The organism is Phenylobacterium sp. (assembly GCF_030693405.1).
Taxonomy (GTDB): domain Bacteria; phylum Pseudomonadota; class Alphaproteobacteria; order Caulobacterales; family Caulobacteraceae; genus Phenylobacterium.
The window spans coordinates 1-16728 of sequence record NZ_JAUYAW010000045.1; the positions used below are offsets into that span (position 1 = coordinate 1).

18 protein-coding genes and 3 tRNA genes are annotated in these 16728 nt (G+C 67.8%); 6 read left to right on the plus strand and 15 right to left on the minus strand.

Annotated elements, in window-relative coordinates; genetic code table 11:
- Positions 1–21: 21 nt before the first annotated feature.
- Positions 22–873 (minus strand): 3-deoxy-8-phosphooctulonate synthase, encoded by an 852-nt coding sequence (kdsA, locus tag Q8N19_RS08955; protein WP_305589858.1) that lies wholly within the window; start codon positions 871–873, stop codon positions 22–24.
- 194 nt (positions 874–1067) lie between these two features.
- Between kdsA and Q8N19_RS08960 the strand changes: the two genes are divergently transcribed.
- Genes Q8N19_RS08960 through Q8N19_RS08975 form a run of 4 tightly spaced genes read left to right on the plus strand, consistent with a single transcriptional unit; the run spans position 1068 to position 4763 of the window.
- Positions 1068–2327 carry a cyclopropane-fatty-acyl-phospholipid synthase family protein gene (locus tag Q8N19_RS08960; protein WP_305589860.1) on the plus strand — a complete coding sequence of 420 codons (1260 nt, stop codon included), beginning with the start codon at positions 1068–1070 and terminating at the stop codon, positions 2325–2327.
- 56 nt (positions 2328–2383) lie between these two features.
- Positions 2384–3382 (plus strand): cysteine synthase A, encoded by a 999-nt coding sequence (locus tag Q8N19_RS08965; RefSeq protein WP_305589862.1) that lies wholly within the window; start codon positions 2384–2386, stop codon positions 3380–3382.
- A 2-nt stretch (positions 3383–3384) separates the two neighbouring features.
- Positions 3385–4230, plus strand: coding sequence for a 3-mercaptopyruvate sulfurtransferase (sseA, locus tag Q8N19_RS08970; protein WP_305589864.1), 846 nt, complete (start codon positions 3385–3387; stop codon positions 4228–4230).
- Positions 4231–4238: 8 nt separating this feature from the next.
- A complete protein-coding gene (locus Q8N19_RS08975) occupies positions 4239–4763 on the plus strand; it encodes a GNAT family N-acetyltransferase (protein ID WP_305589866.1) in 525 nt (174 codons plus the stop codon).
- On the opposite strand, the gene Q8N19_RS08980 is transcribed toward Q8N19_RS08975, so the two are convergent.
- A complete protein-coding gene (locus Q8N19_RS08980) occupies positions 4760–5854 on the minus strand; it encodes an amino acid ABC transporter substrate-binding protein (protein WP_305589868.1) in 1095 nt (364 codons plus the stop codon). The genes Q8N19_RS08975 and Q8N19_RS08980 overlap by 4 nt on opposite strands.
- A gap of 81 nt (positions 5855–5935) precedes the next feature.
- Here Q8N19_RS08980 and metC point away from each other — a divergent pair, with 81 nt between their 5' ends.
- Positions 5936–7096, plus strand: coding sequence for a cystathionine beta-lyase (gene metC / locus Q8N19_RS08985; protein WP_305589870.1), 1161 nt, complete (start codon positions 5936–5938; stop codon positions 7094–7096).
- On the plus strand, positions 7097–7999 hold the full coding sequence (locus Q8N19_RS08990) for a kinase (protein ID WP_305589872.1): 903 nt from the start codon (positions 7097–7099) through the stop codon (positions 7997–7999).
- On the opposite strand, the gene Q8N19_RS08995 is transcribed toward Q8N19_RS08990, so the two are convergent.
- From Q8N19_RS08995 to Q8N19_RS09055, 13 genes are all read right to left on the minus strand, one after another.
- Positions 7962–8261, minus strand: coding sequence for a hypothetical protein (locus Q8N19_RS08995; protein WP_305589874.1), 300 nt, complete (start codon positions 8259–8261; stop codon positions 7962–7964). The genes Q8N19_RS08990 and Q8N19_RS08995 overlap by 38 nt on opposite strands.
- 143 nt (positions 8262–8404) lie before the next feature.
- Positions 8405–8481, minus strand: a tRNA-Arg gene (locus tag Q8N19_RS09000).
- A gap of 16 nt (positions 8482–8497) precedes the next feature.
- A complete protein-coding gene (locus tag Q8N19_RS09005; RefSeq protein WP_305589876.1) occupies positions 8498–8803 on the minus strand; it encodes an ETC complex I subunit in 306 nt (101 codons plus the stop codon).
- A gap of 125 nt (positions 8804–8928) precedes the next feature.
- Positions 8929–9005: transfer RNA gene (locus Q8N19_RS09010), tRNA-Pro, on the minus strand.
- Positions 9006–9072: 67 nt separating this feature from the next.
- Positions 9073–9504: a PaaI family thioesterase gene (locus tag Q8N19_RS09015; RefSeq protein ID WP_305589878.1), complete on the minus strand. Its 432-nt coding sequence runs from the start codon at positions 9502–9504 to the stop codon at positions 9073–9075.
- Positions 9497–9982 (minus strand): DUF192 domain-containing protein, encoded by a 486-nt coding sequence (locus tag Q8N19_RS09020; protein ID WP_305589880.1) that lies wholly within the window; start codon positions 9980–9982, stop codon positions 9497–9499. The genes Q8N19_RS09015 and Q8N19_RS09020 overlap by 8 nt, the downstream gene beginning before the upstream one ends.
- A 61-nt stretch (positions 9983–10043) precedes the next feature.
- Positions 10044–10655, minus strand: coding sequence for a cold-shock protein (locus Q8N19_RS09025; RefSeq protein WP_305589882.1), 612 nt, complete (start codon positions 10653–10655; stop codon positions 10044–10046).
- A gap of 176 nt (positions 10656–10831) precedes the next feature.
- Positions 10832–11092 carry a hypothetical protein gene (locus Q8N19_RS09030; protein ID WP_305589885.1) on the minus strand — a complete coding sequence of 87 codons (261 nt, stop codon included), beginning with the start codon at positions 11090–11092 and terminating at the stop codon, positions 10832–10834.
- A 108-nt stretch (positions 11093–11200) separates the two neighbouring features.
- Positions 11201–11275 (minus strand) — tRNA-Glu (locus tag Q8N19_RS09035).
- A gap of 56 nt (positions 11276–11331) precedes the next feature.
- Positions 11332–13134 carry a single-stranded-DNA-specific exonuclease RecJ gene (gene recJ, locus Q8N19_RS09040; protein ID WP_305589887.1) on the minus strand — a complete coding sequence of 601 codons (1803 nt, stop codon included), beginning with the start codon at positions 13132–13134 and terminating at the stop codon, positions 11332–11334.
- Between the two features lie 19 nt (positions 13135–13153).
- The gene (glpX, locus tag Q8N19_RS09045; RefSeq protein WP_305589889.1) at positions 13154–14104 is read right to left on the minus strand and encodes a class II fructose-bisphosphatase; all 951 of its coding nucleotides are present in this window, start codon (positions 14102–14104) and stop codon (positions 13154–13156) included.
- 46 nt (positions 14105–14150) lie between these two features.
- On the minus strand, positions 14151–15440 hold the full coding sequence (locus Q8N19_RS09050; protein ID WP_305589891.1) for a homoserine dehydrogenase: 1290 nt from the start codon (positions 15438–15440) through the stop codon (positions 14151–14153).
- Positions 15440–16657 (minus strand): LL-diaminopimelate aminotransferase, encoded by a 1218-nt coding sequence (locus Q8N19_RS09055; RefSeq protein ID WP_305589893.1) that lies wholly within the window; start codon positions 16655–16657, stop codon positions 15440–15442. Before Q8N19_RS09055 ends, Q8N19_RS09050 begins: the two co-directional genes overlap by 1 nt.
- Positions 16658–16728 lie beyond the last annotated feature (71 nt).

Here is a 16728-nt window from a genome sequence, read left to right on the forward strand (position 1 = left end):
CAGATCCATGGGTGGGGTCCCTCAGGCCTGCACGGCGTCGCGCAGGGCCTTGAGCGTCCGCAGAAGCGGTTCGGCCCCATTGAGCGGCAGGCAGCTTGGACCATCACAAAGAGCCCGGTCGGGATCATGATGGAACTCCAGGAAGACCCCATCAGCCCCTGCGGCCACCGCCGCCTTGGCGATGATCGGCACACCCTCCCGGCGTCCGCCTGTCGAGGCTCCATTGGACTTGGGGTTGGCGCCAGGCAGTTGGACTGCATGGGTGGCGTCGATGGTGACGGGGGCGCCGAGGGCCTGCATCTCGGCGATGCCCAGCATGTCCACGACGAGATTGTTGTAGCCGAAGCTGACCCCCCGCTCGCACAGGATGGTCATGTCGACCTCGACGGCTTCCTTGATCTTGTCCAGGATGTTGCGGCAGTCCCAGGGGGCCAGGAACTGCCCCTTTTTCACATGCAGCAGGCCGCCTGCGGCCTGGGTCGCCCGAGCCGTCGCCACCACAAGGTCGGTCTGGCGACAGAGGAAGGCCGGGATCTGAACCAGGTCGGCGACGGCGGCGACAGGTTCGGCCTGATCGATCTCATGCAGGTCGGTGCAGATCGGGACGTCGAACTCGTCTTTGATCTGACGAAGGATCTTCAAACCTTCCTCAAGGCCCGGCCCCCGATAGCTGCGGATCGACGAACGGTTGGCCTTGTCGAAGCTCGCCTTGAAGACGTAGGGCAGGCCCAGATCGGCGCAGACGGCCTTGAGGTGACGCGCCGCGTCACGCGCCAACTCCAGGTCCTCCAGTACATTTAGGCCAGCGATCACCACCAGTGGGTGGCCGGCGCCGATCGACAGGTTCCAACGCTTGAGTTCGAGTGCGGCCATGGGAACGTCCCTGGGGTGAGCGGATCAGGGCCTAAGTGGCGCCCGGCCCGCGGCTTCACAAGCCGGAAATCCCGCGCCAGGGTCGAGGCCGCTGCGTCCGACGCCCGCATGGGGCCGTACACTTGGCTCCGGGGGAGTGTCGCGCCCGGGGCCAGTTTGTGCTATTTTGCGTTCGACACGAGGGGTAAGCGACGATGACCATCGCCCATAACTCGTCATCCCTGGCCGAGCTCGCCGGGACCCCCGGGGCGCTTCGCCGGGCGCCGGAACTGAGCGGCGCCCCCGCCGCCTTCCGCAGCGCCCTTGGGCTGCTCGCCCGAAACTGGACCGTTGGGACGCTCACCTTCGTCCTGCCCACCGGCCGCGAGCTGGATCTGGTGGGCCCGGAACCCGGCCCCAGCGGCCGACTGATCATCCGCGACTACGCCTTCATGAACCGCGTGCTGGCGGCCGGGGATATCGGCTTCGCCGAGGGGCACATGGCTCGCCAGTGGGAGACGCCCGACATGGCGGCTCTGCTGTGCGTCTTCAGCCTGAACTTCGACAAGATCGAGCGTCTGGCCCTGGGCGCCCCACTGATGTGGGTGCTCAACCGGGTGCTGCACCTGTTCCGCGACAACAGCCGGACCGGGGCGAAAAAGAACATCCACGCCCACTATGATCTGGGCAACGCCTTCTATTCCCGGTGGCTGGACCCCACCATGACCTATTCGGCGGCCCGCTACGCCCATAAGGGCCAGCCGCTGGCCGACGCCCAGATCAACAAGTACCGCGCCCTGGCGCAGCACATGCGGCTGGAGCCGGGCCATCATGTGTTGGAGATCGGCTGCGGGTGGGGGGGATTCGCCGCCTACGCCGCCGGCGAGGTAGGCGCCCATGTCACCGCCATCACCATCTCCCAGGAGCAGTACGACTTCGCCGCCCGCCGCATCTTCGAGCTCGGCCTCAACGAACGGGCGCAGATCAAGCTGATCGACTATCGCGATGTGGCCGGGACATATGACCGGGTCGCCTCCATCGAAATGTTCGAGGCGGTTGGAGAGAAGTACTGGCCGAGCTATTTCGGCAAGATCGCCGAGGTCCTGGCGCCCGGCGGTCGGGCCGGCCTGCAGATCATCACCATCAAGGACGAGTTCTTCGAGCTCTATCGCCGTCGGGCCGACTTCATCCAGCGCTACATCTTTCCGGGCGGCATGCTGATCAGCGAAGCCCGCCTGCGCATGGAAACCGACACGGTCGGTCTGGCCTGGGACGAGATCAGCCGCTTTGGACAGGACTATGCCGACACCCTGGCCGAATGGATGCGCGAGTTCGAAGCCGCCTGGCCGGAGATCGAGGCGCAGGGGTTCGACGACCGCTTCCGGCGGCTGTGGCGCTTCTATCTGGGCTACTGCGAGGCCGGCTTCCGCACCGAACGCACCAACGTGATCCAGCTCGCCCTGTCGAAAACCTAGGCCCGGACCACCCTGCCCCCTGTTCCGGCGCACGGCAGGGCCCTAAATAGCGGCCTATGACCGTCGCACACAGCGTTCTCGACACCATCGGCGATACGCCGCTCATCCGCCTCAACCGCGCCAGCGAGCTCACCGGTTGTGAGATCCTGGGCAAGGCCGAATTCATGAATCCCGGCCAGTCGGTGAAGGACCGGGCGGCCCTCTACATCGTCCGCGACGCCGAGGCCAAGGGCCTGCTGCGCCCCGGTGGGCGGATCGTCGAGGGCACGGCGGGCAATACCGGCATCGGCCTGGCCATGGTCGCCAAGGCGCTCGGCTATAAGGCGACCATCGTCATCCCCCGGACCCAGAGTCAGGAAAAAAAGGACGCCATCCGCCTGTTCGGCGCCGAGCTCGTCGAGGTGGACGCCGTCCCCTACTCCAACCCCGACAACTATGTCCGCTATTCCGGCCGCCTGGCCGAAGAGCTGGCCGCCAGCGACCCCAACGGCGCCATCTGGGCCAACCAGTTCGACAATGTGGCCAATCGTCAGGCCCACACCGAAACCACAGGCCCCGAAATCTGGCGCCAGACCGAGGGCAAGGTGGACGGTTTCATCTGCGCGGTGGGGTCCGGTGGCACCTTGGCCGGCGTCGCCCAGGCCCTGCGGGCGCAGCGGGCGGAGGTGAAGATCGGCCTGGCCGACCCCTATGGCGCGGCGCTCTTTTCTTACTACACGACCGGCGAGCTGAAGTCGGAGGGCGGCTCCATCAGCGAAGGCATCGGTCAGGGGCGGATCACCGCCAATCTCGAGGGCCTCACCGTCGATCACGCCTACCGGATCTCCGACGAAGAGATGCTGGACGTGATCTACGACCTCGTGGAGCACGAGGGCATGGTGATGGGCGGCTCCACCGGCGTGAACGTCGCCGGCGCCATCCGGCTGGCCCGGGAGTTGGGTCCCGGCCACACCATCGTGACCATCCTCTGCGACCAGGGCGCGCGCTATCAGAGCAAGATCTTCAACCGGGCTTTCCTGACGGAAAAGGGCCTGCCGGTCCCGAGCTGGCTTTGACCATGGAGACCGGCCCCCTCGTCTCCGTCGACTGGCTTGCCCCACGCCTGGGCGAGGCCGACCTGCGGGTGGTCGACGCCACCTGGTACATGCCCGCTGAAAATAGGCCGGGCCTGGCGGAGTTCGAGAAGGGCCACATCCCCGGGGCGGTCTTCTTCGATATCGATCACATCGCCGACCGGTCCAGCGACCTGCCGCACATGCTTCCGAGCCCCGAGGCATTCGCCGAGGCGGTCTCGCGCCTGGGCCTGAGCCCCTCGCACAGGATCGTCGTCTATGACGGGCACGGCATCTTCTCCGCGCCCCGGGTGTGGTGGACCCTGCGGGTGATGGGCTTTGACCATGTTGCGGTTCTCGACGGCGGGCTGAAGGCCTGGCGGGCTGCGGGACACCCCCTGGCGACCGGCGCCCCGGCGCCGGAGCCGGTTGAGATCTCAGTCCGACCCCAGCCTCAGCTGGTGCGCGCCCTGTCTGATGTGCAGGCGGCGATCGAGGATTCCACCGTCCAGATTCTTGACGCCCGGCCGGCGGCCCGGTTCCGCGGCGAGGCGCCTGAGCCGCGTGCGGGCCTGCGCGGCGGCCATATGCCTGGCGCCTGCAATCTGCCCTGGAACGCCCTGGTGGATTCCGACGGCGCCCTTCGCGCGCCAGACGACCTTCGCGCTGCGTTTGCAGTCGCCGGGATCAATCTCGACCGGCCGATCATCGCCACCTGCGGCTCCGGGGTCAGCGCCGCGGTCCTGGCCCTGGCGCTCGCAAGGTTGGGGGTCGATGAGGTTCCGATCTATGACGGATCGTGGAGCGAGTGGGGCGGCCGGCTCGACACCCCCGTGGTCACCGGGCCATGAGTGGCGCGATGATCGTCCGGCTCGCCGCGCCGGAGGATCTTCCCCGCCTGCCCGAGATCGAGGTCTCCGCCGCCACGCTCTTCCGCGACCAGGGGGTGGAGGTCTTCGCTGGCGAAACCCACGAGACGCCGATCGACTTCACGCCCGCCGAGGTCTGGGCGCCGATCATGGCCGAAGGCCTGCTGTGGGTCATGGCTGAGCCCGATGGACCAGCAGGCGCCTTCCTGGCGGCGCGGATCGAAGAGGGTCGCCTGCACATCCTGGAGTTCGATGTCCACCGTGCGCATCAGGGTCAGGGCCTGGGACGCCGTCTGCTGGCCTTCGCCATCGCAGAGGCGCGGCGACGTGGACTGGCGGGTCTGAGCCTGACCACCTTCCGTGACGCCCCCTGGAACGCCCCCTTCTACGCGTCAGCCGGCTTCGCCATCGTCGAGGACGAAGACGCGCGCGGCGCTCTGCAGGCCTATCTCGACCGCGAAGCCGCCCGCGGGCTCGACCCCGCCCGTCGGTGCGCGATGGTCCTGCGTCTTTAGCGGACCGGCGGCGCGTAGATCAGTCCAGGATCCGGCGCGCTCCAGAGCGCATTTAGCCCACGCTCCAGCTTCAGTCCGGAATCGGCGCCCAGATTGCGCCGGAAGATTTCGTTATAGGCCCCCACCTGGGCGATAGCCTGATAGGCCCAGTCATCCTCAAGGCCCAGGAGCGCGCCAAGGTCGCCCTCGACCCCCAACAGCCGACGGGTGTCGGGATCCGACGCCGTCTCCCTGGATCCTTCAGCTGTTGTCGAGTTCACACCAAGTTCCTCAGCTACAATCAAGCTGTTGACAGTCCATCTTACGATGTCAGTCCAAGCTGGATCGTCCTGGCGCACCACAGGGCCGAGAGGCTCCTTGGAGATGACGGTCGGCAGGATGACGTGGGAATTGGGGTTGCTCATCAGAGAGCGGGCGGACGCCAGGGCGGAGACGTCGGCTGTGAACACATCGCACTGTTCAGCCTCATAGGCGGTCCTCGCCTCGGCCTCGTCATCGAGGATGACCGGCGTGAACGCCAGGCCCCTGGCGCGGAAATAGTCCGACAGATTGGTTTCGGTGGCGGTGCCCGCCTGCACGCAGATCCGCGCGCCATTCAGTTCATCGGCGCTGGTCAGGTTGAGCGACCGTGGGGCCATGAAGCCCTGGCCGTCATAATAGGTCACCGCTGCGAAATCGAGGCCAAGGCCGGCGTCCCGCGACAGGGTCCAGGACGTGTTGCGCGACAGGATGTCCACCGACCCGTCCTGGAGTTCGGCGAACCGGTTCTGAGCCGAGACGGCGCGGTAGCGCACCGCATTGGCGTCACCGAGCACGGCGGCGGCGACGGCGCGACAGATATCCACGTCGAAGCCCCGCCACACCCCACGCACATCGCGCACCGCGAAGCCCGCCAAGCCCGCATGGACGCCACACAGCACATGTCCGCGGCGGCGCACGGCCTGCAGGGTCGGGCTGGGCGTGGGCGCGAAGTCACGCACAACCGCAGGTGTCGGGGCCGGCGTCGCTTCAGGTTCCGGAGACTCCGCCTCCCGACCACACCCGGCCAGGACCAGCAACAGGACAGCGGACGCCGCGAGGCGTCGGATCATGGGGCGCTCCTTGATCGGACAGGACGGGAAAGGTCTAGTACAGGGAGTTTCGCCCCTGATGCCTCACGATCGTCAACCCGCATGACCGAAGAAACACGCCTGATCCATTCGGGTCTGGCGCAAACGCCTCTGGCTCGCACGGTCGGCCCGCCGATTCAGCGCGGCTCCACCGTCCTCCTGCCCAACGCCGCGGCGCTGTACGACCACGAGTCGCAGGTGACCTATGGCCGCCAGGGCCTGGCCGCCCAGTCGGCGCTGATCGAGGCCCTCGCCGAGTTGGAGCACGCCGCCGGCGTAACCCTCTATCCCTCGGGCTTGGCGGCGCTCACCGGCGCCCTGCTGGCCGTCCTGAAGACCGGGGACGAGGTGATGGTGGTGGACACCGTCTACAAACCCACCCGGCGGTTCTGCGACACGGTATTGCGGCGCTTTGGCGTCGGCGTACGCTACTACCCCGCCAGCCTGGACGCCGCGGCCCTCATGGAGGCCTGCGGGCCGGCCACCCGGCTCATCGTCCTGGAATCGCCCGGCTCGCTGAGTTTCGAGTTCCAGGATGTGCCGGCCATCGCCGCCGCAGCCAGGGCCCGCGGGATGCTCACCCTGATCGACAATACCTGGGCCGCCGGCCTGCTCTTCAAGCCCCTGGACCACGGGGTCGACATCAGCGTCCAGGCCCTGACCAAGTATGTCGGGGGTCATTCAGACGTCTTCATGGGTTCCGTCGCCGTGCGGGAGGACAGCCTCGTCCGCACCCTCGACGACGGCGTGCTGAACATCGGCTGGGCGGTGTCGCCCGACGACGCCTATCAGATGCTGCGAGGGCTGCGCACGCTCGCCACCCGCATGAGCCGGCATGACGCCTCAGGCCGTCGCATCGCAACCTGGCTGGCCGGACGAGACGAGGTCGGCCAGGTGCTGCATCCCGCCCTGCCGGACGCCCCTGGCGGCGAGATCTGGCGTAGGGACTACAGCGGCGCCTGCGGCCTGTTCGCCTTCACCCTGGCGCCGGGCCGGCCGAAGGCCACCGAGGCCTTCCTCGACGCCCTGGAGATCTTTGGCCTGGGCTTCTCCTGGGGGGGCTTTGAGAGCCTCGCCATTGATTGCGATCCGCAACTGTCTGGTCGTGGGGCGCCAAGCGACTATGGGGGCCCGCTGGTTCGGCTCCACGTGGGCCTGGAAGATCCCGAGGACCTGATGGCTGACCTGGACCGCGGGTTCGCCGCCTGGCGCGCCGCCTCCTAGATGCCGGGCCCACCGGACTGGATCGACGATTTCCTGAGCGAGGAGTCCCTGCCCCCGGACTACCGCCAGACGGTCCAGACGGTGGCCGAACCCCTGGCCCAGCGTCTGGCCGCCCTGACGGCTGGCCGTCGTGGGCCGGCGATCGCCGGCGTTTGCGGGGCGCAGGGCTCGGGAAAATCGACCCTGTGCGAGGCTCTGGCCCGGCTGTTGCGACGTCGCGGCCTGCGCGTCGCGATTCTGTCGCTGGACGACCTCTATCTGTCCCGGAGGGCCCGGGCGGAACTGGCCGACCGTATCCATCCCCTCTTCGCCACCCGCGGCCCGCCCGGCACCCATGACGTCGCTCAGGGCCTGAAACTCTTTGAAGACCTGTCCGGAACGCGCGAGGTCGCCCTGCCGCGGTTCGACAAGGCGCTGGACGAACCGGCGCCGCAGGACCGATGGCCCAAGATCAAGGCGCCGGTTGACCTGATCCTGTTTGAGGGCTGGTGCGTCGGCGCCATTCCAGAGGCGGAGACGGCGCTGAGCGCGGCGGTCAACCGGCTGGAGGTCGAGGAAGACCCTACTGGCATCTGGCGAACCTACGCAAACGAGGTGCTGGCTGGTCCCTACCAGGCCCTGTTCGCGCAGATCGACCACCTGACCCTGCTCCGGGCGCCCAGCTTCGAGGTGGTCGCCGACTGGCGCTGGGCGCAGGAACAGAAACTCAGGGCGCGGCTCCTGGCCCAGGGGGACGACGCCGGCCGGACCATGGATCAGGCGCAGGTCACCGCCTTCATCCAACACTATGAACGGCTGACCCGTCACATCCTGGCGACGCTGCCGGCTCGGGCGGATCTGGTGGTCGAGCTCGAGATCGACCGGTCTATGCGGCTGTCGGGTCCGAGGTCTCAGAGCCGCTGAAGTCCGCCGCGACCGCTTCGGCGGCGAAGTAGCGCACGGTGCCGATCAGGGTGTTGCGCCGGTCATGAACGATGACCTGAGCGTCTCCGCCGGCCGCCGCGATCAATTGAGCCAGGCTGCGGGCCTTGGCCTCGGCATGAGCGCCGGACATGAACATCAAGGGGTGGTCGGCTAGACCGCTGGTCACCGACCACCCGCCATCCACCGGCGTCACCGAGACCACATTGTCCGACGCCCCGCCCGCCTTCGAGAGCCATGTCATGTCAGCGCCTCCCGCTCTACCGAGCCCGACTTGGCGAGCTTCGCCGTCAGTCTGACCGGATCAGGGCCACCCCGTCTGTCAGCCAGCCGACACTTCTCAAACGCGTGAAGGGCGCTCCCGTCGATTCCAGGTTGCGCTGAAGCTGGCGCGCCCTGCAGGACTCGAACCTGCAACCGTCCGCTTAGAAGGCGGATGCTCTATCCGGTTGAGCTAAGGGCGCGTGTGGGGCGGCGGCCTCAGTGGGTCCAGGGGACCTTGCGACCGAAGGCGAAATTGTCGGCGTAGGCCTTGATGATCCGCTTGGCGGGCTTGGGGTCGAAGACCTCGAAGGCGATGCCGTTCTGCTCGGCATAGGCCACGGCCTCTTCCTTGGTGTCGAAGGACAGGCGCAGCTGGGTGCGGGTGTCGTCGGTCTGGGTCCAGCCCATCAGCGCGTCCGGCCGGCGGGCGCTGGCCGGCTCAAACTCCAGGACCCACTCCTTTGACTTTCCACGGCCAGACTGCATGGCGTTCTTGGCGGGGCGAAGGATGCGCGCAAGCATGTGACGGTCCCATTGGCGATCTGGCCGCATCGGCCGGCTTGATGAACCGGGCCCTGTGGCCTGAAGCAAAACTCACGGTCGCTTGCGCCTCCCGTACAGGAGGCGCGGCGCCCGACGTCGGCGTCTGGTCGGGGCGGCGTGATTCGAACACGCGACCCTCTGCTCCCAAAGCAGATGCGCTACCAGGCTGCGCTACGCCCCGAGATGGACGCCGACATTGGCCGTCTCATGCCATGCAAGGCTCCGCGCCGCAATGTGACCTGAGGCGATCAATCCCGCCTATGCATCAGTTTGAACACGCCCGAGCCTCGAACCACGTCCCGGCGGCCCACATAGACGCGCCCCTCGACGAAGGCCACCTCGCGGGTCAGCCGGGTGACCTTGGATTCGCCCATCACCCACTCCCCCACCCGGCCCATGTGCAGGAAGTCCACCGAGAGGTGGATGGTGACGCCGGGCCGACGCGCCGCGCGGAACACCGCCGCCCCCATGAGTCCGTCCAGAAAGCTGGTCAGCATGCCCCCATGCACCAGGCCCAAACCGTTGGCGTGGCGCGGCAGGGCGAAAAAGGCCTGTTCGGTGGTCTCGCCCTGAACGGCCCGATGAAAATAGGGACCGTTGTGACCCGAATAGGCGCCGCGCCCTTCGGAGCGAACGAAACCCTCTGGCGGTTCAGGAATCTGAACCTCGGCCTCATCCACGGGGGAAGATCCGATGGACCACGCGGTCGCCCGGCAAGGCGCCGATCTGGGCCGCGCGTCCGCCGACCAGTTCCAGGACGGCGCGCACCGGTCCGCCGGAGGGCACGCCTTCTTCGGACAGGGGCACGGTGTTGCGGGCGATCGACAGAATACGGCCGTCAGCCCGGATGAAGATCATGTCCAGCGAGATGTAGGTGTTGCGCATCCAGAAGGAGACCGGACGCGGGGTCTGAAAGTCGAACAGCATCCCGCGATCAGGCGCCAGCGACTTGCGGTACATCAGGCCCTGGGCGCGGCTGGCGTTGTCGGCGGCGATCTCCACCTGGAAGCGGACCGGTCCGCGGGCGGTGAGAATCTCCAGCGGCTCCAGCGTCGGGCTGGTTTTCGCCCAGAGCGGCCCGGGCGCCGAAAGCGCCGCCAGGCCGGCCAGCAGGCCGCGCCGATGGATGTCGGGTCGGTGAAGGCGGGGATGAGACACGGCAGACCTCCGGCAGACCGCCAATCAGGCGCAAGGCCTGGCGGCAGGCGCAAGCCTGCGCCTAGGCCAGACCTACCGGCTCGATCTCGGCCACGACAAGTCCTTTTGGCCCCTCGGCGAACCGGACCCGCACATCATCGCCGGGCTGGAGGTCCTCAAGGCCCGCGCGCCTTAGGGTCTCGATGTGGATGAAGATGTCGCCCGGCTGGGTTTCACGAACCACAAAGCCGTACCCCTTGGCCCGGTTGAACCACTTCACCTTGGCCTGCTCCAGGGGGCCGCCAGCCAGCACTGGCCGCTTTGGCCGCGCGAAGTCGGCGCGGTCGTGGCCGCGATCCTGCACCCGTTCATAGCCGTCGCGTCGACCCTCGTCCCGGCCACGGCGAAGCTCGGGTGGGGGGGCGGCGCTCTCGTCCAGTTCCAGAACCTCAGCCACCTGCCAGCCCTTGGGGCGCCGAATGGCCTCGCAGACGATGATCGCGCCCTCAAGCGCGCTCTCGTGACCGGAATCTCGCAACGAGGTCACGTGCAGGAGCACATCCTTGAGGTCGGTCTTGCTGGGATCGTCAGGGACGACAAAGCCGTAGCCCTTCCCCGCATCGAACCACTTCACGCGACCGCTGATGCGTACAGCGTCGTCTGCGCCGGCATCGTGATAATCGTAACCAGACATGCGCCCCTCTGACCCGGTCTCCTTCGATCCTCGGAACGGGCCAGTTATAACACTGTTCTCGTTAGGCGAGAGCCGTCAATAACCATTTGGCTGAACAAGCTTGGCAATGACAAAAACGCCGTGTTGTCAGGCAATCTGGTCGTTGGCGGCCGGCCCAGAGGGGCGCGGGGGCGGGTCTAGTTTGCGACGGGAGGCACGTCCACCGGGGGCAGGTTCTGGTTCAGATCAGCGCCGTCTTCGGGGGCCGCGCCGCTCATGCCGGGGGTCGCCGCGCCCGGTCCGGCAACACCCGTATCACCCGCGTCGGGGGCCGGGGACTCAGCGGTGCTGGTGTCTGGCATCGCCGCCGCCGTGCCGGTCTCTTCCGGATTGGGGTTCGTGCACGCCGCGAGGGCCAGAGCGGCCGCGCCAGCGGCGGCGAGGGTCAGGATCTTCATCGAAAGTCTCTCCGTCAAAATGCCGGAGACCAACGCGAAGCGTCGCCGTTCGTTGCGCGCAAACGCAACGCCGGCCTGCTCGATCGAGATGAAGATGAGAGCTCCGCGTGGCAGTCCCTAGGGGAGTCGAACCCCTCTCTCCAGGTTGAAAACCTGGCGTCCTAACCGATAGACGAAGGGACCACTCGACGCGGAGGGCGGCTCTATATCCGCCTTCCCTGCCCCACGCAACCCGCTGGCTAGACGTTTTTGCGACGGGGGTCAGCGATGTCGTCAATCTCGAGCTCGACGCCCTGCCGGCCGTTCCAATCATCCGCCTTCAGACGGCCCACCACATGAAGCGCCCCGCCGCCGCCCATCAGCCGGCGGCCGACCTCCGTCTCCTCGGCCCGCCACGCTACGGCCTTCAGGCGGCCTCCAGAGCGGTCCGTGAGGGTGCAGCGTATGTGACCGCCCCGGAGCATCATCGGACGCTCTACGCGCGCCTCTGCAAGGGCGAAGAGCGGCTCAGGGTTTCCCGGGCCAAAAGGCGCCAGCCGCTGGAAGGACTCCAGGAGCCCCCGATCAGCGCCAGCGGTCGTGATCAGGGCGTCGATCTCCAGGGCGTCCGACTCGGCGGCGGCCAGTGATTCGTCGCTCAGCCGCGCACATAGGAACTCGCGCAGCTCCGGCAGCGCACTCGGGCGCACGGAAAGCCCCGCGGCCATGGCGTGCCCGCCGCCGGCCAGGAGCAGTCCGGCGTCGAACGCCGCCTGGACTGCGCGCCCGAGATTTACGCCGGGTTGAGATCGCCCCGACCCCTTGCCCACGTCGGCGGCCCGGTCGATGCCGACCACCAGGGTCGGCTTGCGATAGCGCTCACGCAGACGGCCGGCGACAATGCCGATGACGCCCGGGTGCCAGTCATCGGCCGCCACCAGCAGCAGGGGCTGATCGGCGAAATTGCTTTCCCGCTCCAGGATGCGGACGGCGGCCTCCAGCACCTCGGCCTCGACCTCCCGCCGCGAGGCGTTGAGGGCGTCCAGTTCCAAGGCGATATTGCGCGCCTCGTCCGGATCGTCGGTGGACAGCAGCCGTGCGCCGAGGTCGGAACGCCCGATTCGTCCGCCTGCATTGATTCGAGGCCCCAGGACGAAGCCGGCATGGAAGGTGGTGGCCGGTCCCTTGGCCCCAGCGGCCTCCAGCAGGGCCTTGAGGCCGGGATTGGCCCAGGCCGACATCACCTTGAGCCCCTGGGCGGTCAGCGCGCGGTTGAAACCCACCAGCTGGGTGACGTCGCAGACCGCGCCCATGGCGGCTAGGTCCAGCCATTGGCGGAGATCTGGCTCCGGCGCGCTGGTGAACAGACCCCGGGCGCGGGCTTCGCGATTGAGGGCCGCCAGCAGGACGAAGGTCACCCCGGCGGCGGCCAGCACCCCCTGGCCCGAGCCGCAGTCGGGCCGATTGGGGTTGACCAGGGCCGCACAGACCGGGATTTCGTCGCGCATCAGGTGATGATCGACCACCACCACGTCGAGCCCGATCTCGGCGGCGCAGGCGATGGCGTCGACCGCCGCGGCGCCACAATCGACGGTGATGACAAGGTCGGCCCCCTCCTCCCGCAGCCGGCGGAAGGCGGCCGGCGAGGGGCCGTAGCCCTCGGCCACCCGGTCCGGGACATAGATGGTCAGCCGCTTGCCCATGGCGGCGAACCAACGGACCAGCAGAGCGGCGCTGGAAGCGCCATCCACATCATAGTCGGCGAACACCACCACGGCCTTGTCCGCCACCAGGGCGTCGACCAGGACGGCGGCGGCCTTGTCCATGTCGGCGAAGGTCGAGGGATCAGGAAACAGCGCCTTCAGGGTCGGCTGCAGATAGCTCGTCGCGGCGTCGGCTGTGACGCCTCGCGCCGCCAGGGCGCGGGCCATGGGTTCATCGAGGCCCAGCGCCATCTGATGGCTGCGCACCAAGGCGGGGTCGGCGGGTCGGGCGCGCCAGAGCCGGCCGCTCAGCGAGCGGTCCACATCAAGAAAGCCCAGGACGCCGGCGCCATCGGCCATGGTCAAACCCTGGCCATGGTCAGACGGGCCGCTTCATCCGCACTTCGCGAACCGTGCGGGTAAAGGAGTTCATCACCATGGAGTGGGTGTGGACGAAGCCGTCCTTCAGTCGAACCCCGTCCAGCAGCACGCCCTTGGTGACGCCGGTGGCGGCGAAGATGGCGTCGGCCCGAACCATCTCGTGCAGGTCGTACTTCTTGTCGAGCTCGGTGATGCCACAGCGCTCGGCGCGCATCCGCTCATCGGCGTTGCGAAACACCAGCCGCCCCTGAAACTGACCGCCCACGCATTTGAGCGCCGCGCAGGCCAGCACCCCCTCCGGCGCGCCCCCCTGCCCCAGATAGAGGTCGATGCCGGTTTCCGGGTCGGCGGTGTTGATGACCCCGGCCACATCGCCGTCGGTGATAAGGTGCACCCGGGCGCCGGCTTCCCGCAGGCGGGCGATGATTTCCCCGTGGCGAGGCCGGTCGAGGACGCAGACGGTGATCTGGCTGGCGTCCACGCCCCTGACCTTGGCCAGGGCCTGGACGTTCTCGGCCGGCGACGCGTCCAGGTCGATCAGCCCGGCCGGATAGCCCGGACCGCAGGCGATCTTGTCCATATAGGTGTCAGGCGCGTTCAACAGCGTGCCCTTGGGCGCCCAGGCCATGACGGTGAGGGCGTTGGACATGGCCTTGGCGGTGAGGGTCGTGCCTTCCAGGGGGTCGAGGGCGATGTCCACCGCCGGGCCGCCCCGGCCGACCTTCTCGCCGATATAGAGCATCGGGGCTTCGTCGCGCTCGCCCTCGCCGATGACGATCTCGCCGTCGATCTCCAGATCGTTGAGCGCAGTCCGCATGGCGTCGACGGCGGCCTGATCTGCGGCCTTCTCATCACCGCGGCCCACCAGGCTCCAGGCGGCGATGGCGGCGATCTCCGTCACCCGCACCGAGTCCAGCACCAATCCGCGATCGAGGGTCTCAGCGCTCATATCGGTCTCCGTCCTGCCCCCGCGGGCCGTTAGTCCCCTGGAAGTCTCATATCCGGGCGATTCGCATCAGTCGTGGCGCCTGGATGACGGCCGGATGACCGCCGATCCGCTCAACGGCCTGGGCCAGAACCGCCTCAGACACGGCGTGCGTGGTCAGGACGATGGGCACACCCTCGGCGTCCTCCACCGGCTTCTGCAGGAAGCTCTCGATAGAGACACCTGCCTCGGCCAGCGTTTCAGAGACCGCGGCGATGACCCCAGGCTCATCCTTGACCAGAAGGCGCAGATAGGCGCGCACCAGACTGCGGCTGCGGTCAACCGGGGTAAAGGCGGCCAGCTCGGTGGCCGGCCGTTGGAAGACCGGACGCATAGCCTGGGTCATCACGTCGGCGATGTCGGCCGCAACGGCCGCAGCCGTGGGGCCGGCGCCCGCGCCAGCGCCTTGAATGAAGATCCGCCCCAGCCGCTCGCCCTCGATGAACAGAGCGTTGAGAGCGCCGCCGGCCTGGGCCAGGGGATGGGCCAGGGGCACGAGGGAGGGATGCACGCGAACCGACACCCCTTCATCGCTGCGATCTGCCGAGGCGATCAGCTTGATGCGGTAACCCAGGTCCTTGGCCATGCGGATGTCGAGCAGTTCGACCTGATCGACCCCCTCCACTTCACAGGCGGCGAAGTCGGGCGCGCAGTTGAACGCCAGCGCCGCGAGAATGGTGATCTTGTGGGCCGCGTCGAAGCCGCCCACGTCCATGGTCGGATCGGCCTCGGCGTAGCCCAGGCGCTGGGCCTCGGCGAGCACGTCCTCGAAGGCGCGGCCGCCCTGCTCCATCTCGGTCAGGATGAAGTTGCAGGTGCCGTTCAGGATGCCGGAGATGCTGCGGACATCATCGCCGACCATCGCCTCGCGGACCATTTTGACCGCCGGCGTGCCGCCCATGACGGCGGCCTCGAACAGCAGAGGGACGCCCGCCGCTTCGGCCAGAGCGGCCAGCTCTGCGCCGTGCTCGGCGATCAGCGCCTTGTTGGCGGTGACCACAGGCTTACCGGCCTTCAGGGCCGCTTCGACGGCGGCCTTAGCCGGCCCATCGGAGCCGCCGATCAATTCGACGAACAGATCCACCTCGTCCGACTGGGCCAGGGCTACGGGATCGTCGAACCAGGCCAGGCCGGAGATGTCGAAGGGGCGCGGCCGGCTGCGGGACCGGGCCGACACGCCGCTCACGCTCACCAGGCCACCCGCGGGGGCGAAGCCCGGGCGCTCGCTCAGGAAGGTCAGCAAGCCAGCGCCGACCGTACCGAGGCCTGCGACGCCGACGCGCCAGTTGCGGGTGCTCATCAGCTGCTCACCGAGTTATGGTGCCTGGCGAGGATGTCATCAGCGTTCGCCAGGAACTTCTTCACATTGCGGGCGGCCTGGCGGATCCGGTGCTCGTTCTCGACCAGACCGACCCGGACATAGCCTTCGCCATACTCGCCAAAGCCGACGCCGGGCGCCACCGCCACACCGGCCTCCTCGATCAGCAGTTTGGAGAACAGCAGAGCGCCGGCCTCCTTGAACTTCTCAGGGACAGGCGCCCAGGCGAACATGGAGGCGTCGGGCGAGGGAATGTCCCAGCCGGCCCGCTTCATGGACTCCACCAGCACGTCGCGGCGGGATTTGTAGATCGCGCGAATATCGGCGACGCAGTCCTGCGGCCCATTGAGCGCCGTGGCCGCCGCCACCTGGATCGGCGTATAGGCGCCGTAGTCCAGGTAGGACTTCACCCGGGCGAGCGCATTGCAGATCCGCTCATTGCCCACCACCATGCCGACGCGCCAGCCGGCCATGGCGTAGGTCTTGGACAGGGAGTTGACCTCGACGGCGATCTCCTTGGCGCCCTCGACCTGCAGGACCGAGGGCGGCGGGTTGTCGTCGAAATAGATCTCCGAATAGGCGATGTCGGAGATGACCAGCAGGTCGTGCTTCCGGGCCAGCGCAATGGCGTCCTTATAGAAGTCCAGGTCCACGCACTGGGCGGTCGGGTTGGACGGATAGGACAGGATCAGCACGCTGGGGGGCGGGGCCGAGTGCTTCACCGCCCGGCTGACGCCCGCAAGATACTCCTCCGGCGAATGGGCCGGCACATGGCGGATCACCCCGCCGGCAATGATGAAGCCGTAGGCGTGGATCGGATAGGCCGGGTTCGGGCAGATGATGACATCGCCAGGCGCGGTCAGAGCCTGGGCGAGGTTGGCGAACCCTTCCTTGGAGCCCAGGGTGGCGATCACCTCGGTGTCCGGGTTCAGGGTCACGCCGAAGCGGCGCTTGTAATAGCCGGCCATGGCGCGGCGCAGGCCGACGATCCCCTTGGAGGCGGAATAGCGTCCCGCCTTGGGGTCCCTCGCCGTCTCGATCATCTTCTCGACGATATGCTTGGGCGTCGGCATGTCGGGATTGCCCATGCCGAAATCGATGATGTCGGTGCCTTCGGCGCGAAGCCGCGCCTTGATGCGGTTCACCTCCTCGAGGACGTAGGGCGGGAGGCGGCGGATACGATGGAATTCGGGGGTCATTGCAAGCTCTGCCGCTGCTGCGGCGTTGGGGAGCTGAAAGTCGCGCATGGATAGACCCCGGGCTGGGGTCC

Excerpts from the sequence above, each read along its gene's own strand:
- Q8N19_RS08995 (WP_305589874.1), bottom strand. The coding sequence starts at position 8,261 with ATGACATGGCTCTCGAAGGCGGGCGGGGCGTCGGACAATGTGGTCTCG.
- Q8N19_RS09005 (WP_305589876.1), bottom strand. The coding sequence starts at position 8,803 with ATGCTTGCGCGCATCCTTCGCCCCGCCAAGAACGCCATGCAGTCTGGC.
- Q8N19_RS08965 (WP_305589862.1), top strand. The coding sequence starts at position 2,384 with ATGACCGTCGCACACAGCGTTCTCGACACCATCGGCGATACGCCGCTC.
- Q8N19_RS09030 (WP_305589885.1), bottom strand. The coding sequence starts at position 11,092 with ATGAAGATCCTGACCCTCGCCGCCGCTGGCGCGGCCGCTCTGGCCCTC.
- Q8N19_RS09055 (WP_305589893.1), bottom strand. The coding sequence starts at position 16,657 with ATGACCCCCGAATTCCATCGTATCCGCCGCCTCCCGCCCTACGTCCTC.
- glpX (WP_305589889.1), bottom strand. The coding sequence starts at position 14,104 with ATGAGCGCTGAGACCCTCGATCGCGGATTGGTGCTGGACTCGGTGCGG.
- metC (WP_305589870.1), top strand. The coding sequence starts at position 5,936 with ATGACCGAAGAAACACGCCTGATCCATTCGGGTCTGGCGCAAACGCCT.
- sseA (WP_305589864.1), top strand. The coding sequence starts at position 3,385 with ATGGAGACCGGCCCCCTCGTCTCCGTCGACTGGCTTGCCCCACGCCTG.
- Q8N19_RS08980 (WP_305589868.1), bottom strand. The coding sequence starts at position 5,854 with ATGATCCGACGCCTCGCGGCGTCCGCTGTCCTGTTGCTGGTCCTGGCC.
- Q8N19_RS08960 (WP_305589860.1), top strand. The coding sequence starts at position 1,068 with ATGACCATCGCCCATAACTCGTCATCCCTGGCCGAGCTCGCCGGGACC.
- Q8N19_RS08975 (WP_305589866.1), top strand. The coding sequence starts at position 4,239 with ATGATCGTCCGGCTCGCCGCGCCGGAGGATCTTCCCCGCCTGCCCGAG.
- recJ (WP_305589887.1), bottom strand. The coding sequence starts at position 13,134 with ATGGCCGATGGCGCCGGCGTCCTGGGCTTTCTTGATGTGGACCGCTCG.
- kdsA (WP_305589858.1), bottom strand. The coding sequence starts at position 873 with ATGGCCGCACTCGAACTCAAGCGTTGGAACCTGTCGATCGGCGCCGGC.
- Q8N19_RS09050 (WP_305589891.1), bottom strand. The coding sequence starts at position 15,440 with ATGAGCACCCGCAACTGGCGCGTCGGCGTCGCAGGCCTCGGTACGGTC.
- Q8N19_RS09025 (WP_305589882.1), bottom strand. The coding sequence starts at position 10,655 with ATGTCTGGTTACGATTATCACGATGCCGGCGCAGACGACGCTGTACGC.
- Q8N19_RS08990 (WP_305589872.1), top strand. The coding sequence starts at position 7,097 with ATGCCGGGCCCACCGGACTGGATCGACGATTTCCTGAGCGAGGAGTCC.